The 14,703-nt window shown below is 64.4% G+C and carries 11 protein-coding genes and 1 pseudogene; 9 read left to right on the top strand and 3 right to left on the bottom strand.

Going from position 1 to position 14,703, the window contains the following annotated elements; all coding sequences use genetic code 11:
• Window positions 1–114: 114 nt before the first annotated feature.
• Window positions 115–958 (top strand): annotated as a pseudogene (locus NYR97_RS06120) (integron integrase); the annotation flags it as partial.
• A 44-nt stretch (window positions 959–1,002) separates the two neighbouring features.
• Here the strand turns inward: NYR97_RS06120 and ilvD are convergent.
• A complete protein-coding gene (gene ilvD / locus NYR97_RS06115) occupies window positions 1,003–2,841 on the bottom strand; it encodes a dihydroxy-acid dehydratase (RefSeq protein WP_316697096.1) in 1,839 nt (612 codons plus the stop codon).
• A 294-nt stretch (window positions 2,842–3,135) separates the two neighbouring features.
• Between ilvD and NYR97_RS06110 the strand changes: the two genes are divergently transcribed.
• Complete coding sequence (locus NYR97_RS06110) at window positions 3,136–3,402, top strand: YkgJ family cysteine cluster protein (RefSeq protein ID WP_316697095.1); 267 nt, start codon at window positions 3,136–3,138, stop codon at window positions 3,400–3,402.
• Window positions 3,403–3,448: 46 nt separating this feature from the next.
• Here the strand turns inward: NYR97_RS06110 and NYR97_RS06105 are convergent, their stop codons facing one another.
• A complete protein-coding gene (locus NYR97_RS06105; protein ID WP_316697094.1) occupies window positions 3,449–3,994 on the bottom strand; it encodes a gamma carbonic anhydrase family protein in 546 nt (181 codons plus the stop codon).
• Between the two features lie 535 nt (window positions 3,995–4,529).
• Between NYR97_RS06105 and NYR97_RS06100 the strand changes: the two genes are divergently transcribed.
• From NYR97_RS06100 to NYR97_RS06075, 6 genes are all read left to right on the top strand, one after another.
• Window positions 4,530–5,840 carry an MFS transporter gene (locus NYR97_RS06100; protein ID WP_316697093.1) on the top strand — a complete coding sequence of 437 codons (1,311 nt, stop codon included), beginning with the start codon at window positions 4,530–4,532 and terminating at the stop codon, window positions 5,838–5,840.
• 138 nt (window positions 5,841–5,978) lie between these two features.
• Window positions 5,979–7,223, top strand: a complete 1,245-nt coding sequence (locus NYR97_RS06095; RefSeq protein WP_205393397.1) for an HD-GYP domain-containing protein — start codon at window positions 5,979–5,981, stop codon at window positions 7,221–7,223.
• 372 nt (window positions 7,224–7,595) lie between these two features.
• On the top strand, window positions 7,596–8,072 hold the full coding sequence (locus tag NYR97_RS06090; RefSeq protein ID WP_006451709.1) for a MarR family winged helix-turn-helix transcriptional regulator: 477 nt from the start codon (window positions 7,596–7,598) through the stop codon (window positions 8,070–8,072).
• A 137-nt stretch (window positions 8,073–8,209) separates the two neighbouring features.
• Window positions 8,210–9,229, top strand: coding sequence for a SphA family protein (locus tag NYR97_RS06085; RefSeq protein WP_425613041.1), 1,020 nt, complete (start codon window positions 8,210–8,212; stop codon window positions 9,227–9,229).
• A gap of 33 nt (window positions 9,230–9,262) precedes the next feature.
• Entirely contained in the window at window positions 9,263–10,030 is a 768-nt protein-coding gene (locus NYR97_RS06080) for a coniferyl-alcohol dehydrogenase (RefSeq protein WP_268213859.1), read from the top strand.
• 27 nt (window positions 10,031–10,057) lie between these two features.
• Window positions 10,058–11,539, top strand: coding sequence for a benzaldehyde dehydrogenase (locus NYR97_RS06075; RefSeq protein WP_316697089.1), 1,482 nt, complete (start codon window positions 10,058–10,060; stop codon window positions 11,537–11,539).
• 638 nt (window positions 11,540–12,177) lie between these two features.
• Here NYR97_RS06075 and NYR97_RS06070 read toward each other — a convergent pair.
• The gene (locus tag NYR97_RS06070) at window positions 12,178–13,074 is read right to left on the bottom strand and encodes a helix-turn-helix domain-containing protein (RefSeq protein ID WP_316697088.1); all 897 of its coding nucleotides are present in this window, start codon (window positions 13,072–13,074) and stop codon (window positions 12,178–12,180) included.
• Between the two features lie 98 nt (window positions 13,075–13,172).
• On the opposite strand from NYR97_RS06070, the gene pobA reads away from it, so the two are divergent.
• Entirely contained in the window at window positions 13,173–14,360 is a 1,188-nt protein-coding gene (pobA, locus tag NYR97_RS06065) for a 4-hydroxybenzoate 3-monooxygenase (protein ID WP_316697087.1), read from the top strand.
• The last annotated feature ends 343 nt before the right edge of the window (window positions 14,361–14,703 follow it).

Raw genomic sequence — 14,703 nt, 5'->3', positions numbered from 1 at the left:
TCACGGACGCTTTGTGAATGGGTAACTCTTAGCCCCAGTCACGGGATCGCACGATGGTGGGTCACTGTCACCATGCGGATGCTTGCTGGGTTTATCCAGCAAGGACGCAGGCGTATGAAATACATCCCCAAACACGACGGCGTAACAGCTCGTCCACCGGTCCGGTTGCTCGATCAGGTGCGCGACCGCCTGCGGGTACGGCATTACAGCCCGCGAACCGAGCAGGCTTATCTCAGTTGGATACGACGCTTCATACTCGCCAGCGACAAGCGCCATCCGGCGCAGATGGGGCAGGCGGAGGTCGAGGCGTTCCTCACCCGGCTGGCGACCGATGGGCAGGTGTCTGCGGGGACGCAGAACCAGGCATTGGCCGCGCTGTTGTTCCTCTACCGCGAGGTCCTGCGCATCGAGCTGCCGTGGATGGAGAACTTGGTGCGTGCCAAGCGGCCGAGGCGCATTCCGGTCGTGCTCGCGCGCGAGGAAGTTGCACGGCTGCTGGCAGTGCTGGAGGGTCCATGTTGGTTAATGGCCAGCCTGTTGTATGGCAGCGGAATGCGGTTGATGGAATGCCTGCGGCTGCGCATCAAGGACGTGGACGACGCGCGCGGCGAGATCGTGGTGCGCGATAGCAAAGCGGAAGGGACCGCCGGGTGCTGCTACCGCTCAGCCTGCGAGAGGCGCTGCAACGGCAGCGCGAACGGACGCTGGTAGTGCATGCCGCCGATCTGGCGCCGGTACCGGACGGGTCTTCCTGCCGCATGCCCTGGCACGCAAGTATCCTAATGCCGACGCCGAGCCGGGGTGGCAGTACCTGTTTCCGTCTACGCGCCAGTCGCGCGATCCGCACACTGGCCGTGTCGGTCGCCATCACGTGTCCGCGGAGGTCGTGCAGTGTGCAGTGCAGATGGCGCGACGGTGTGCCGGCATTGCCAAACCTGCCACCTGCCACACGTTTCGCGCATGCAGGGACAGGTGCCGCCGCCGGTGCAACGCTTCAACAGCTCAGCCGTCCAGCATCGCTTTATCCCGCACCGCACCCTTGTCCGCACTGGTCGCCAGCAACGCGTACGCCTTCAACGCCGTGGTGACCTTGCGTGGGCGTACCTCGACCGGCTTCCAGCCCTTGGCATCCTGCTCGGCGCGACGCAGGGCAAGTTCCTCATCAGAGATCAGTAGGTTGATCGAACGATTCGGGATATCGATCAGGATCTTGTCGCCGTCGCGTACCAGGCCGATCGCGCCGCCTGCGGCGGCTTCCGGCGAGGCGTGGCCGATCGACAGGCCCGAGGTGCCGCCGGAGAAGCGGCCATCGGTGAGCAGGGCGCATTGCTTGCCCAGGCCCTTGGATTTGAGATAGCTGGTGGGGTAGAGCATTTCCTGCATGCCGGGGCCGCCCTTGGGGCCTTCGTAGCGGATCACCACGATATCGCCGGCCTTCACTTCGTCGGCGAGGATGCCCTTGACCGCCGAATCCTGGCTTTCGTAGACACGGGCGTTTCCTTCGAACACGTGGATGGATTCGTCCACGCCTGCGGTCTTCACCACGCAGCCGTCGCGGGCGATATTGCCGTACAGCACGGCCAGGCCGCCTTCCTGCGAGAACGCATGCGCGACATCGCGGATGCAGCCTTCGCTGCGGTCGGTGTCCAGGGTGTCCCAACGCGTGGCCTGGCTGAAGGCAATCTGGGTGGGGATGCCGGCCGGGCCGGCCTTGTAGAACGTGTGCACGGTTTCGGTGTCGGTCTGGGTGACGTCCCACTGCGCGATGGCATCGGCCAGCGTGCGTGCGTGCACCGTGGCCGCGTTGGTGTGCAGCAGGCCGCCACGCGCCAGCTCGCCGAGGATGGCCATGATGCCGCCGGCGCGATGCACGTCTTCGATGTGGTATTTCGGCGTGTTCGGGGCGACCTTGCACAGCTGCGGCACGCGCTTGGACAGGCGGTCGATATCCTGCATGCCGAACGGCACTTCGCCTTCCTGCGCGGCGGCGAGCAAATGCAAAATGGTGTTGGTCGAGCCGCCCATGGCGATATCCAGGGTCATCGCATTCTCGAAAGCTTCGAAGGTGGCGATGCCGCGCGGCAGGGCGGTGGGATCTTCGCCGCCGTACCAGCGATGGCACAGCTCCACCGCCACGCGTCCGGCGCGCAAGAACAGCTGCTCGCGGTCGGCGTGCGTGGCCACCACGGTGCCGTTGCCAGGCAACGACAGGCCCAGCGCTTCAGTGAGGCAGTTCATCGAGTTGGCGGTGAACATGCCCGAGCACGAGCCGCAGGTGGGGCAGGCGCTGCGTTCGAACTCGGCCACCTTTTCATCGGAGGCGCTGTCGTCGGCGGCGATCACCATTGCGTCGATCAAATCGAGTTTATGTTCGGACAACTTGGTCTTGCCGGCTTCCATCGGGCCGCCGGAGACGAACACGGTGGGGATATTGAGCCGCAGCGCGGCCATCAACATGCCGGGGGTGATCTTGTCGCAATTGGAAATGCACACCAGCGCGTCGGCGCAATGCGCGTTGACCATGTACTCGACCGAGTCGGCGATGATCTCGCGGCTGGGCAGCGAATACAGCATGCCGTCATGGCCCATCGCGATGCCGTCGTCCACGGCGATGGTGTCGAACTCCTTGGCGACGCCGCCGACGCGCTCGATCTCGCGCGCGACCAGCTGGCCGAGATCCTTCAGGTGCACATGCCCGGGCACGAACTGGGTGAACGAGTTGGCGATGGCGATGATGGGCTTGTGGAAGTCGCCATCGCGCATGCCGGTGGCGCGCCACAGTGCGCGGGCGCCGGCCATGTTGCGGCCGTGGGTGGAGGTCTTGGAGCGGTACTCGGGCATGGCGAAGTCGACGGCTGATTGGCGAGCGGTGGCTGGCAATTAGAGCGCGTCGCAACTGTTGCTGCTGCAACCGTCGCGGCGCGTTCCGGTGATCTGGCACGTTAGCACGCAGCTGTTCGGCGCGGCCGTCATTGCAGCGTGCACGCTGCCGTGCGATCAGGCTGCAGTGGGCTGGTTTCAACGCAAGTGGAGTGCACGGGCAGCGCGCCCGGCTGGCGGCGTTCCGGATAGGGGGCTCGGCAAATGTGGTTTTTTGCCAGCGCCGCACTTGCGCCGCGCCGCTACACTGTGCCGATGTCTTCCACGCTTTCCTGCCGCCCGGGCTGCGCTGCCTGCTGCATCGCGCCCTCGATCAGTTCGCCGATTCCCGGCATGCCCGATGGCAAGCCGGCCGGGGTGGCGTGCGTGCAGCTGGATGCGCAGCTGGGCTGCCGCTTGTTCGGCTCGCCGCAGCGCCCGGCGGTATGCGGCAGCCTGCGGCCATCGCTGGAGATGTGCGGCGCTTCGCGTGAGCAGGCGTTGACGATGCTGACGACCTTGGAGCGTGCGACGCAGCCTTGAACCGGTACGTCAACGCCAGGCGCGAGCCCGCCTCGCAGACCCTCAATCAATCGCCAGCCGGCACACCCAGATACTGATCCTTGAGCCGCACATAATGTTGCGCCGAATAATGCAGGCTCTCGATTTCCTTGTCGCTGAGCGTGCGTGCCAGCCGTGCCGGATTGCCCAGCCACAGTTCGCCTTCGCCAACCACCTTGCCCGGGCCGACCACCGCACCGGCGCCGACGAATCCGTAGCGTTTGACGGTCGCGCCGTCGAGCACGCAGGCGCCCATGCCGATCAGGCACAGGTCTTCGATGGTGCAGGCATGCAGGATGGTGCCGTGGCCAACGGTGACGTCTGCGCCAATCACGGTGGGATAGCCGGCCTTGTTGAACGGGCTATGGTGACTGACGTGGATGATGGTGCCGTCCTGCACGTTGGTGCGTGCGCCGATCTGCACATGATTGACGTCGCCGCGAATCACCGTGCCCGGCCACACCGAGACGTCATCGCCCAGGCTCACCTTGCCGATGATGGTGCAGGCGGGGTCGATATAGACGCGTGCGCCCAGCTGCGGGTTGTGGTCCAGGAACGAACGAATCGGGGTCACGACAGTCTCCGGAAAATCAGCGTGCCGCCCAATGCATGCACTGCTTGCATGATAACTGGCCGTCTGCAGGTGTGCAGAACAGGCTGCGCGTGGTGGGTGTACCGCGTGGTTGCGATCATGCACGACACGGTGGCTGCGCATCGAGGTCATCAAGGCTGCAAAGAAGAGTGGTTACGCCTTCCTTGCCGTAGTGCATGCGATGCACTCGACGCAGGCGTTTGATTGCAGTGACCAGCAACGAACGCGTGAGCCTCGAAACGAAGCGGCATGCCGGCCTGTCCGATAAGCGCACACCAGTGCAGGCAGTCGTCTTGAACGCTGCCTGCGATCGGCCTAGCGTGGCCACGCACTGTTGCAGCGGTTTTGGTTTGCCACTGCATCGCAACGCGACATGTCGTCGAAACTGCTGATTCGTGTAACCGCGTCGGCTGCATCCATGGGCTCGATCTGCGCCGCAACTGTGCGGCGCCCTCGGACGACCTGCATGTGGGTCGGCGTACTGCAGCAATCACCATCTCCATCACAGGATTTACGCATGCCGCATAGCGCAGCAACACCCGCAAGCTTCGTGCTGCAGCGGATGACGCCCTTCCAGTGGAGAGCGGTGGCGGTGTGCGTGCTGCTCACCATGCTCGACGGCTTCGATGTGATGGCAATGGCCTTCACCGCGCCGCATGTGTCGGCGCAGTGGCAGTTGTCGGGCAAGTTGCTCGGCGTGTTGTTCAGTGCCGGCCTGGTCGGCATGGCGGTGGGATCGTTGTTGCTGGCGCCGTTGGCCGACCGCATCGGGCGTCGGGCGATGATTCTGGTGTGCCTGGCGATATTGACCGTCGGCATGGGCGCCTCCGCCTTGGCCAGCAGCGCGTGGCAACTCGGTGCGCTGCGCGCGTTCACCGGTATCGGGATCGGCGGCATGCTGGCCTGCGTTGCGGTGATCGCCGCCGAATATTCCACCGCGCATTGGCGCAGCACCGCATTGGCGCTACAGGCTACCGGTTATCCGATCGGCGCGACTCTGGGCGGTGCGATCGCGGCGTTGTTGCTGCAGCAATGGTCGTGGCACGCGGTGTTCTTGCTTGGTGCGGCCGGCTCGCTGCTGTGCGTGCCGTTGGTACTGGCCTGGCTGCCCGAATCGCTGGAATTTCTGATCGCGCGTCGCCCGCTGGGTGCGTCTGCGCGCTTCAACGCGGTGCTTGCCCGCATGGGCATGCCGCCGCGTGCCGACTTGCCATTGCCGCCGCCACAGGTTGCCGATGATGCGCAGGGCTACGCGGCCCTGTTCGTGCCTGGCTTGCGGCGGCAGTCGCTGCTGATCGCGCTGGCGTTCTTCCTGTTGATGTTCGCGTTCTACTTCGTGCTCAGCTGGACGCCGAAGCTGCTGGTGGTGGCCGGGCTGTCGGCGCAGCAGGGCGTGACCGGCGGGGTGCTATTGAATCTGGGCGGCATCGCTGGCGGCGCGATGTTCAGCTGGCTGGCCGCGCGTGCGCGGTTGTCGCGGCTGACGGGCGGGGCGCTGCTGTTGTCGGCGCTGGCCATGCTTGCGTTCGGGCTCTACAGCACGGTGTTGAGCTGGGCGTTCGTGATCGCGCTATCGACCGGTGCGGCCATGTTTGCCGCCATTGCCGGCCTGTATGCGGTAGCGCCAGTGGTCTTCACGGCGGCGGTGCGCTCCACCGGCATGGGCTGGGCGATCGGCGTGGGCCGCTTCGGCGCGATTGCCTCGCCGCTGTGCGTGGGCGTGCTGGTGGATGCAGGGTGGTCGCCGGCCACGCTCTACCTGGCCTGCAGCCTGCCTCTGCTGCTAGCTGCGGCGGCCGTGCTGAGCATGCGTCTGCCCCCTCGCTGAACCGCTCACGCTGCGTCAGCCCTGTGCCGCTAGCGGAGTCGACCGCGCCAAAGAAATCCACTGCACTGCCGATAACCCGTCAGACCCCCCATCCCTGTGGCGGGCTCTTCCGCGGATTTCAAGCAGACCAGCGCCGGCATGCTCAGAACCATCGACTCAGATCAACTCCGCCCCGGCATGTATGTCTACAAGCTGCTGGGCGCGTGGGTGCACCACCCGTTCTGGAAGACCTCGTTTCTGGTCGACTCCGACGATGTGGACAAGATCCATGGCAGCCGCATCGAGCAGTTGGTGATCGATACCGCGCGTGGATTGGATCTGGAAGCGCCGGCCGCAGCGCACGCAGCATCGGATGCAGCGCCCGAACCGGAGCTGCCTGAGCCATCGGAGCCGCCCAAGCCTGCATGCACCTCCCGCACCGCGCGCACCAACAGCGTCACCGCACAGGTCGGCATCGAGTCCGAAGTGGTGCGTGCCCGCAAGATCTTCGAAGACGGCCGCGACATGGTCGAGGCAATGTTCCGCGACGTGCGGCTTGGCCGTACCGTCGACACCGAGGCGGCGATGCCACTGGTGCAGGCCATCAACGATTCGGTGCTGCGGCATCCGCAGGCACTGATCAGCGTGGCGCGGCTCAAGACTGCCGACGACTACACCTACCTGCATTCGATGGCCGTTGCCGGCCTGATGAGCGGGCTGGCGCGTCAGCTGGGGTTGCCCGAGGCCCAGGTGGTGGAGGCGGCGATGGGCGGCCTGCTGCACGACATGGGCAAGGCGGTGACGCCGCTGGACATTCTCAACAAGCCCGGCAAGCTCACCGACGAAGAGATGGACATCATGCGCCAGCATCCGATGGATGGTCATCGCCTGCTGGTGGCTGGCGGTGTGCAGAACGCGGTGGTGTTGGAGATCGCGCTGCATCATCACGAAAAGATGGACGGCACCGGTTATCCGAATCAGCTGGCGGGCGAGACGATTTCGTTGATGTCGCGGATGGGTGCGGTGTGCGATGTGTACGACGCCATCAGCTCGGATCGCCCGTACAAACGGGCCTGGGATCCGGCCGAATCGCTCAAGCGCATGGCATCGTGGCAGGGCCATTTCGACCCGGCGGTATTCCAGGCATTCGTGCGGCGGCTGGGTATTTATCCGGTCGGTTCGCTGGTGCGGCTGGAGTCGCAGAAACTGGCGGTGGTGATCGAGCAGACGGCCGATGCGCTGCTCAAGCCCAAGGTGCGCGTGTTCTATTCGGCCAAGCTGCGCAGCCACGTGCTGGTGCAGGACATCGATCTGTCGCGGCCGGACTGCCAGGACCGCATCGCGCAGATGGAAAGCCCCACCGATTGGGGCTTTCGCGATCTCGAGAAACTCTGGCTGCCGTAATCGGCTGCACCGCGTGAATACGCTGGCGAGCGCGACCATGCTGCGCTGCAGCTTGGCAATGTAGTTATGATCCATAACTATTCCGGAACGCAATCAATGCCGACCCGGATTTCATGTCCATGCCGTGCCTGGATCACCGCCGTTCCCTACGTGCTGCAGCTGGCGCACCCTGCTGCCATGCGCTGGCGTCGGCCGGCTGCTGGCGGCCGGCTGCGCTGGTCTGCAGGCAGCAACGGGCAGCATCGGCAACGCACACGCCCGCATCGGTAGCCCCGGCCACGTCTACAATGCAGCTCACGCCGCGGATCGGCGTTGCGGGCGGGGAGTGTTGCGCGCACCGGTCCGCCCGCTGCCATCGTTGCGAGAACCGTCATGTCCGTCACTGCCAATGCCGCACTGCTGCCCGATGCCGTCACCACGGTGGACCAGGCGCGCCTGCTGCGGTTGCTGGGCTACCGCATCACCCGCACCGAACTGCTGGTGCGGCGGATGTTTCAGGACTGCGTGGCGGCGTTCGACCTCAAGCCGGTGGATTTTTCGCTGCTGATGCTGGTGGACGGCAACCCGGGGATCAACCAGCGCCAGATCGGCGATGTGCTGCACGTGTCGCCGCCCAATCTGGCGATCGTGGTGGCGCGGCTGGTCAAGCGCCGCCTGCTGCGGCAGGTGCGTGGACGCCAGGACCGGCGCATGCAGCATCTGTCGCTGACCGCTGCCGGCGTGGCCTTGCTGACCGATGCCGAAGCCGAGGTGCTGCGCATGGAACAGCAACTCAGCGCGGTGCTTGGCAGCAGCGAAGCGCCGTTGCTGCGCGCACTCGACCGGCTGGATCGTCTCGACACGCAGTGATCCGCCACTGCCGAGTCCGCGCTCGGCAGTACCGTCCCACCAACTTGACCATCGCACGTGCCGTGAGCGGCGCGGCGATCGCGCCTGCCTGACCGTTGCCACGTCCTATCTGCCGCTGTTTCCTCCCAACGCTGGAGATGTTCGCAGTGAGTTATCTATCGGTTGTGCGCCACGTGGGTTGGCTTGGGTTACTGCAGTGCAGTGTCCTGCTCGGGGTGATGTCGCTGCTGGCAGCCGGGCCTGCGTTTGCGCAGGGCGTGCCGCAGAGTGCAACGCTGACCAATGGCATCAACACCGGCGGCACCAGCTTCTTCGACGGGTTCACGCGCACCACGCCGGGTTGGGCGGTGATCACCTATCTGCGTCAGAGTTCGCTGGATGCGATCAAGGACGCGCGCGGCAACGATGTGCCGGTGTTCGACAATCCACGCATCGATTCCACGCTGTTGCTGACCCAGATCGCCTATGTCACGCCCTACAAGCTCTTTGGCGGCGCACTGGGCATCAATACGCTGGTTCCGCTGATCAACCTGGATGCCTCGTTCGGCCGCAACAGCGTCGCCACACTGCGCGATAACGGCGCCGGCGTGGGCGATCTGACGTTCGGGCCGTATCTGCAGATGCTGCCGGTGATACGCGATGGCAGGCCGGTGTTTTCGCAGCGTTTCGAGATCGATGCCATCGCACCGATCGGCAAGTTCGATCGCGACCGCGACCTCAATCAAAGTGCAGGCTATTGGTCGGTGGTGCCGAGCTACGCATTGACCTGGCTGCCGACGCCGAGTTGGGAAATCAGTGCGCGCCTGAATTACATCTACAACTTTCGCAGCGAGCGTCGTCCGAATCTGCCGCCCGGCTTCGAATTCCGCAATGGGCAGGCCGGCGATGCGGGCTGGATCAACTTCGCAACCTCCTGGGAAGTGGCACCGGATATCCATCTGGGCGTGAATGCGTATTACCTCACCCAGTTCCGCGATAACCGCACCAATGGGCAGCGCGTTGCAGACACGCGTCAAAGCGTGTTCTACGCAGGACCAGGCGGCTCATGGCGGCTGGATGCCAGCAACATCGTGTTCGCCAATCTCTATCTGCCGGTGGAAGTGAAGAACGCCGCCTCCGGCAACAACGTCAACCTGCAGTACGTCCATGTGTTCTAGTGCCGGCGTAGCCGGCCTCTTCGGAGAGTGGCAATGAATTTGCAGAACAAGACGATCGTGGTCACCGGTGTGGCCTCGGGTATCGGTGCAGAGGTCGCGCGGCTGGCGCGCTTTCATGGCGCCACCGTGATCGGCATCGACCGCACACCGGTGCAGATGACGCTGCACGGGTTTCATCAGGCCGACCTCGGCGACCCGGCCTCTATCGATGCGTTGGTGAAGGCGTTGCCAGAACGTATCGACGCGCTGGCCAACGTGGCCGGCGTCCCCGGCACCGCACCGCTCGAGCTGGTGGCACGCGTCAACTATCTGGGACTGCGTCATCTCAGCCAGGCCTTGCTGCCGCGTATCGTGCCGGGCGGCAGCATCATCAACGTGGCCTCGATTCTGGGCGCCGAATGGCCACAGCGGCTGGACCTGCACAAGCAACTGGCGGCCACCGACAGCTTTGCTGCCGGCAGCGCGTGGTTGGCGGAACATCCGGTGGCACACGACACCTGCTACCAATATTTCAAGGAAGCGCTGATCGTGTGGACGCTGCTGCAATCGCGGCCGTGGTTTGCCGAGCGTGGCGTGCGCGTCAACAACGTCTCGCCAGGGCCGGTTTTCACGCCGATTCTGGGCGACTTTGCCGCCATGCTCGGCGAAGAGCGCGTCAAGGAAGATGCCAAGCGCATGACCCGCCCCGCGTATGCCGATGAAGTGGCCGAGGCCATCGTATTTCTTGCGTCCGATGCTGCGCGCTGGATCAACGGCATCACGCTGCCGGTTGATGGCGGGCTGGCGTCGACCACTCTGTAACACCACCCCACAGCAGGAGGCTAGACCATGAATGCTCTCCCCAACGTTGCAGTATCCGCGCCCACCACCCCGGCGTGGCACGGTTGCATTTTCAATGGCGACTGGGTGCCCGGTAACGGCGGCACCTTGCAGATCTACGAGCCTGCCACCGGCAACTTGTTGCATGAAGTGAGCAAGGCCGATCTGGCCGATGTCGCAGCTGCGGTGGCGCAAGCCAAACACGCGCAGCGTGCGTGGGCCGCCACCGCGCCGCGTGAGCGCGCTGCGATATTTCACCGCGCCGCGCAGCTGATGGAAGCGCGCAGTGCGGAAGCGGCGCTGCTGATTGCGCGCGAAACCGGCGGCATCCTGCCCAAGGCCCAGCGCGAAGTGAATGAGTCGGTGGTGTTCTATCAGCAGGCTGCAGCGCTGCCGCTGCAGGCCGTGGGCCAGGTACTGCCGACCGTTTCCGGTCAGCTCAGCCTGGCACGGCATCTGCCGCTGGGCGTGATTGCGGTGATTTCGCCGTTCAACTTCCCGTTGATCCTGTCGCTGCGTTCGGTCGCACCGGCGCTGGCAATGGGCAATGCGGTAGTGCTCAAGCCCGATCCGCGCACGCCGTATACCGGCGGCGTGATCATCGCGCAGGTGCTGGAAGAAGCCGGTCTGCCAAAGGGCTTGCTGCATGTGCTGCATGGCGATGCGCAGATCGGTCAGGCGCTGGTGGAATCGCCGGATGTGCCGATGATCGCCTTCACCGGTTCCACCGCTGCCGGCCGACGCATCGGCGAGATTGCGGGGCGGCACTTGAAGAAGGTCGCGCTGGAACTTGGCGGCAACAACGCGGTGATCGTGCTCGACGACGCGGATCTGGACAAGGCCGCATCGGCAATCGCGTTTGGCGCCTACATGCATCAAGGCCAGATCTGCATGGCCACCGGCCGGGTGCTGGTGCAGCGCAGTGTGGCCGAGGCATTGACGCAGCGGCTGGCGGAAAAAGCCCGTCATCTACCCGTTGGCGATCCGGTCAGCGGCACCGTGGCGCTGGGCCCGATCATCGATCAACGCCAGCTGCAACGCGTGATCGATATCGTGCGCGACAGTGTCGTCGCCGGTGCGGTGGTCGAAGCCGGCGCGACAAACGAAGGTCTGTTCTATGCCCCGACCGTATTGTCCAACGTGCGTCCGGGCATGCGCGCATTCGACGAAGAGGTGTTCGGCCCGGTGATCAACATCACCGTATTCGATACCGACGACGAAGCGGCGGAACTGGCCAACTACGGCGAGTATGGGTTGGCCGCAGGCATCATGTCGGCATCGGTGTCGCGTGCGATGAACTTGGGCGAGCAACTGTCTATCGGCTCGCTGCATATCAACGACCAGACGGTGGTGGACGAAGTCATCAATCCGTTCGGCGGCACCGGTGCGTCGGGCAATGGCACCAGCGTCGGCGGCCCGGCCGATTGGGAGCAGTACACGCATTGGCAGTGGTTGACGATCAAGAACACGGTGCCGCAGTACCCGTTCTGAGCGGAGTAATGCAGCCGAATGGGGTTGCTGACGAAACCTCTCGAACGCTGCGTTGATGGCGGCAACTTGTTGGTCACACTCGCCTGCGTCGTTTGGATGTACCACTGGCGCCGTTTGGAGATGCAGCCAAGAGCCTGGTTAGCCGAGGGCGCGGTGCCCTCACCGCTCGCGGGACACGCCGCAAGTACGTCCATGTAGGCTCGGTGGCGGCATCCATGCCGCCACACGGTCCCGCAAGCGGTGAGGACACCGCACCAGAGAGTTAGTCGGTAGTTGGATGAAAGCTGCCTGCTGATCGTGTTGCGTTTTGCGTTGCGAAACTAATCGGCTGCTGCATTATCCGGACAACGCACCTCATGCCTTGCCTGCACATGCACACCGACCATCTCCACTGGTCCTTGCCCGCTCACCGTCGCGGGACCTTACGCGGCATGGATGCCGCGTAAGAGCCTACAGGGATGTACTTGCGGCGTGTCCCGCGAGGGTGAGCGGGCAAGGACCCTGCAGCCAACCCGCAGATCAGCCGCCCTGCAACTGAGCTATCCATGCTCTGCAATCACTTCAAGACGTGTACGGGGGTTGAGTAATAGCCGGCTGCGCCCAACTGGCGGTGAGCGCCATAGTCTTGTCAGCCGCTCTCAATCGTCAGCACGGAAGCGCGTCGGCGAGCAGCCGGTGTGGCGGGCGAAGTAGCGGCTGAAATACGCAGCGTCGAAAAATCCAAGGCTGGCCGCGATCTGTTGCACGCTCAGGCTGGTGTAGCGCAGGCTGCGGCGTGCTTCCAGCATGATCCGGCGCTGCAGCAGGTGTAATGCCGAGGCACCTGCCAGTCGCTGGCACAGCGCGTTGAGATGGCCCGGGGTCAGTCCCAATTGATCGGCGTAGCGGGAGATCGGCCAATGCGCGCGATAGTGCTGGTCGATCAAGGCTTGATAGCCGCGTAGATGGCGCAATGCCGGATCGGCCTGCGGGCTTACCGCAGCTGCATCTTGTGCGCGTTCCAGTGCCGTGCGCGCGGTCCAGATCAATAGCTGCGCCGCAGCCGCCTGCAACGCGGCCTCGTGGCCGATGCGCTGGCGTGCGTGATCGTCGGCAATGGTGGCGAACAACACGTCGAGCAATCCGCGTGCTTGATTGACCTGCAGCACCAAAGGTGCCGCCAAGGCGCGCTGCAGCAGTGGTGTGGCACTGAGTGCACTGCGTACCAGCGGCATGCACAAGGTGATGATGTGCCCGCGCACCTGTGGATCGAATCCGAAGCCGTGCACGCATAACGGTGGCAACCACACCACGGTTGCGCCGCGCACGCGTTGGCTGCGGCCATCCAGCTGCAGCGTTGCCGGCCCGCGCTGCACGTACAGCAGCTGCGCCAGGTCTTCGTGGCGGTGCGGCACGATCTGCCAATCGTGCAACCGGCTACGTGCGGGGATCGACTCCCAGTGCAATAACTCCGGCGCGTCGGCATCGTGCTCGCCGTACAGACCGAAGGCGGGAACAGGGGTGGCTGCAGCAATATCGGGCGCGCGTGTCGGCATCGTCGAAAAGTCCAAGCACTGCACGCAATCATCCCTTCAAAGCGCACGCTTGGCTACCGACACTGGCCTGCATCAGCCCGCTGAGGCAGGAGCATTGCATGCGAACCCAGATTGCGATCATCGGCGCAGGTCCCTCCGGCCTGTTGCTTGGCGAGCTGTTGCTGCGCGCCGGCATCGATACCGTCATTATCGAACGGCAGACACCGGAACACGTGCTCGGCCGTATTCGCGCCGGCGTGCTGGAGCAGGGCAGTGTGGAGCTGCTGCAGCGCGCCGGCGTCGGCGAGCGCCTGCAGCGCGAAGGCTTGCTGCATCACGGCTTCGAACTGTCTCTGGATGGCCAGCGTGAGCGCATCGACCTGCTGCGCGGCTGCGGGCGTGGCGTCACCGTCTACGGCCAGACCGAGGTCACCGCCGATCTGATGCAGGCACGTGCACGTAGCGCTGCGCCGACCTATTACAACGCCCAGGACGTCACCCTGTGCGAGGTACAAAGCAATGCGCCGGCAGTGGAATTCACCCATGATGGCCAACGCCAGCGTATCGCCTGCGACTATATCGTTGGCTGCGACGGCTTCCATGGCATCAGCCGCGCCAGCATTCCGCCCGAGCGACTGCGCCTGTTCGAGCGCGTGTACCCGTTCGGATGGCTGGGCGTGCTTGCCGACACACCGCCAGTGCACGATGAGCTGATCTACGCACGTCACCCACGTGGGTTTGCGTTGTGTTCGATGCGCTCGCCCACACGCACGCGCTATTACGTGCAGGTGCCTGCCGATGCGCGTGTTGAGGCCTGGAGCGACCAGGCATTCTGGAATGAATTGCGCGCGCGGTTGCCAGACACCTTGGCTGCGCAACTGGTGACCGGCTCATCGATCGAAAAGAGCATTGCGCCGTTGCGCAGTTTCGTCGCCGAACCGATGCAGTACGGTCGTCTGTTTCTGGCCGGCGACGCGGCGCATATCGTGCCGCCGACCGGCGCGAAGGGCTTGAACCTGGCCCTTGCCGATGTCGGCTTGCTCGCACAGTTGTTCGAACGCTGGAACACATCCGGCGATGCCGGTGTGCTGCAGCAGTATTCGGCGCTCGCGCTGCAACGGGTCTGGAAGGCCGAGCGGTTTTCATGGTGGATGACCACCTTGCTGCACACCTTCGACGACGAAGATGCATTTACTGCGCGTATTCGCGCTGCCGAGCTGGATTATCTGCTGAGCAGCGAAGCCGGTCGCGCCACGCTGGCAGAAAACTATGCCGGCCTGCCGTTGGTGGAGTTGCCTGACGAATGACCTGACCAGGACGGTCGCCCCCCGCTGCGCGGTCGTCAGGCAAGTATTCTTGCTACCCGGAATCGGCACGGATTCGTGCATTGTGCGCTTTGCGCGCCACTCGAGCTCACACATCGGAGCGCTCCTGGCATGCATTGGCCATGCTTGCTAACACGACACGCATCACGTTAAGAGGTGATGTTTTTCTCACCATCCATTTCAGAAGTGCCCTGGTGCACTTTGAGGCGGCTAGCGGGCGAGCGAACGCGGCCGGTAGGCTGGCGGCGACGCGTAGACATCGCTGTGTTCAAGGGCGCGTCATTCCCCCAATCAGCGGAGCATCGTGCTGCTGCCTGCAGCGAGC

The sequence above is a fragment of the Xanthomonas hydrangeae genome (assembly GCF_032697525.1).
GTDB classification, from domain to species: Bacteria; Pseudomonadota; Gammaproteobacteria; order Xanthomonadales; family Xanthomonadaceae; genus Xanthomonas; species Xanthomonas hydrangeae.
This window is presented reverse-complemented; position numbering and strand designations above follow the sequence as displayed.

Excerpts from the sequence above, each read along its gene's own strand:
- ilvD (WP_316697096.1), bottom strand. The coding sequence starts at position 2,841 with ATGCCCGAGTACCGCTCCAAGACCTCCACCCACGGCCGCAACATGGCC.
- NYR97_RS06110 (WP_316697095.1), top strand. The coding sequence starts at position 3,136 with ATGTCTTCCACGCTTTCCTGCCGCCCGGGCTGCGCTGCCTGCTGCATC.
- NYR97_RS06100 (WP_316697093.1), top strand. The coding sequence starts at position 4,530 with ATGCCGCATAGCGCAGCAACACCCGCAAGCTTCGTGCTGCAGCGGATG.
- NYR97_RS06095 (WP_205393397.1), top strand. The coding sequence starts at position 5,979 with ATGCTCAGAACCATCGACTCAGATCAACTCCGCCCCGGCATGTATGTC.
- NYR97_RS06090 (WP_006451709.1), top strand. The coding sequence starts at position 7,596 with ATGTCCGTCACTGCCAATGCCGCACTGCTGCCCGATGCCGTCACCACG.
- NYR97_RS06085 (WP_425613041.1), top strand. The coding sequence starts at position 8,210 with ATGTTCGCAGTGAGTTATCTATCGGTTGTGCGCCACGTGGGTTGGCTT.
- NYR97_RS06080 (WP_268213859.1), top strand. The coding sequence starts at position 9,263 with ATGAATTTGCAGAACAAGACGATCGTGGTCACCGGTGTGGCCTCGGGT.
- NYR97_RS06075 (WP_316697089.1), top strand. The coding sequence starts at position 10,058 with ATGAATGCTCTCCCCAACGTTGCAGTATCCGCGCCCACCACCCCGGCG.
- NYR97_RS06070 (WP_316697088.1), bottom strand. The coding sequence starts at position 13,074 with ATGCCGACACGCGCGCCCGATATTGCTGCAGCCACCCCTGTTCCCGCC.
- pobA (WP_316697087.1), top strand. The coding sequence starts at position 13,173 with ATGCGAACCCAGATTGCGATCATCGGCGCAGGTCCCTCCGGCCTGTTG.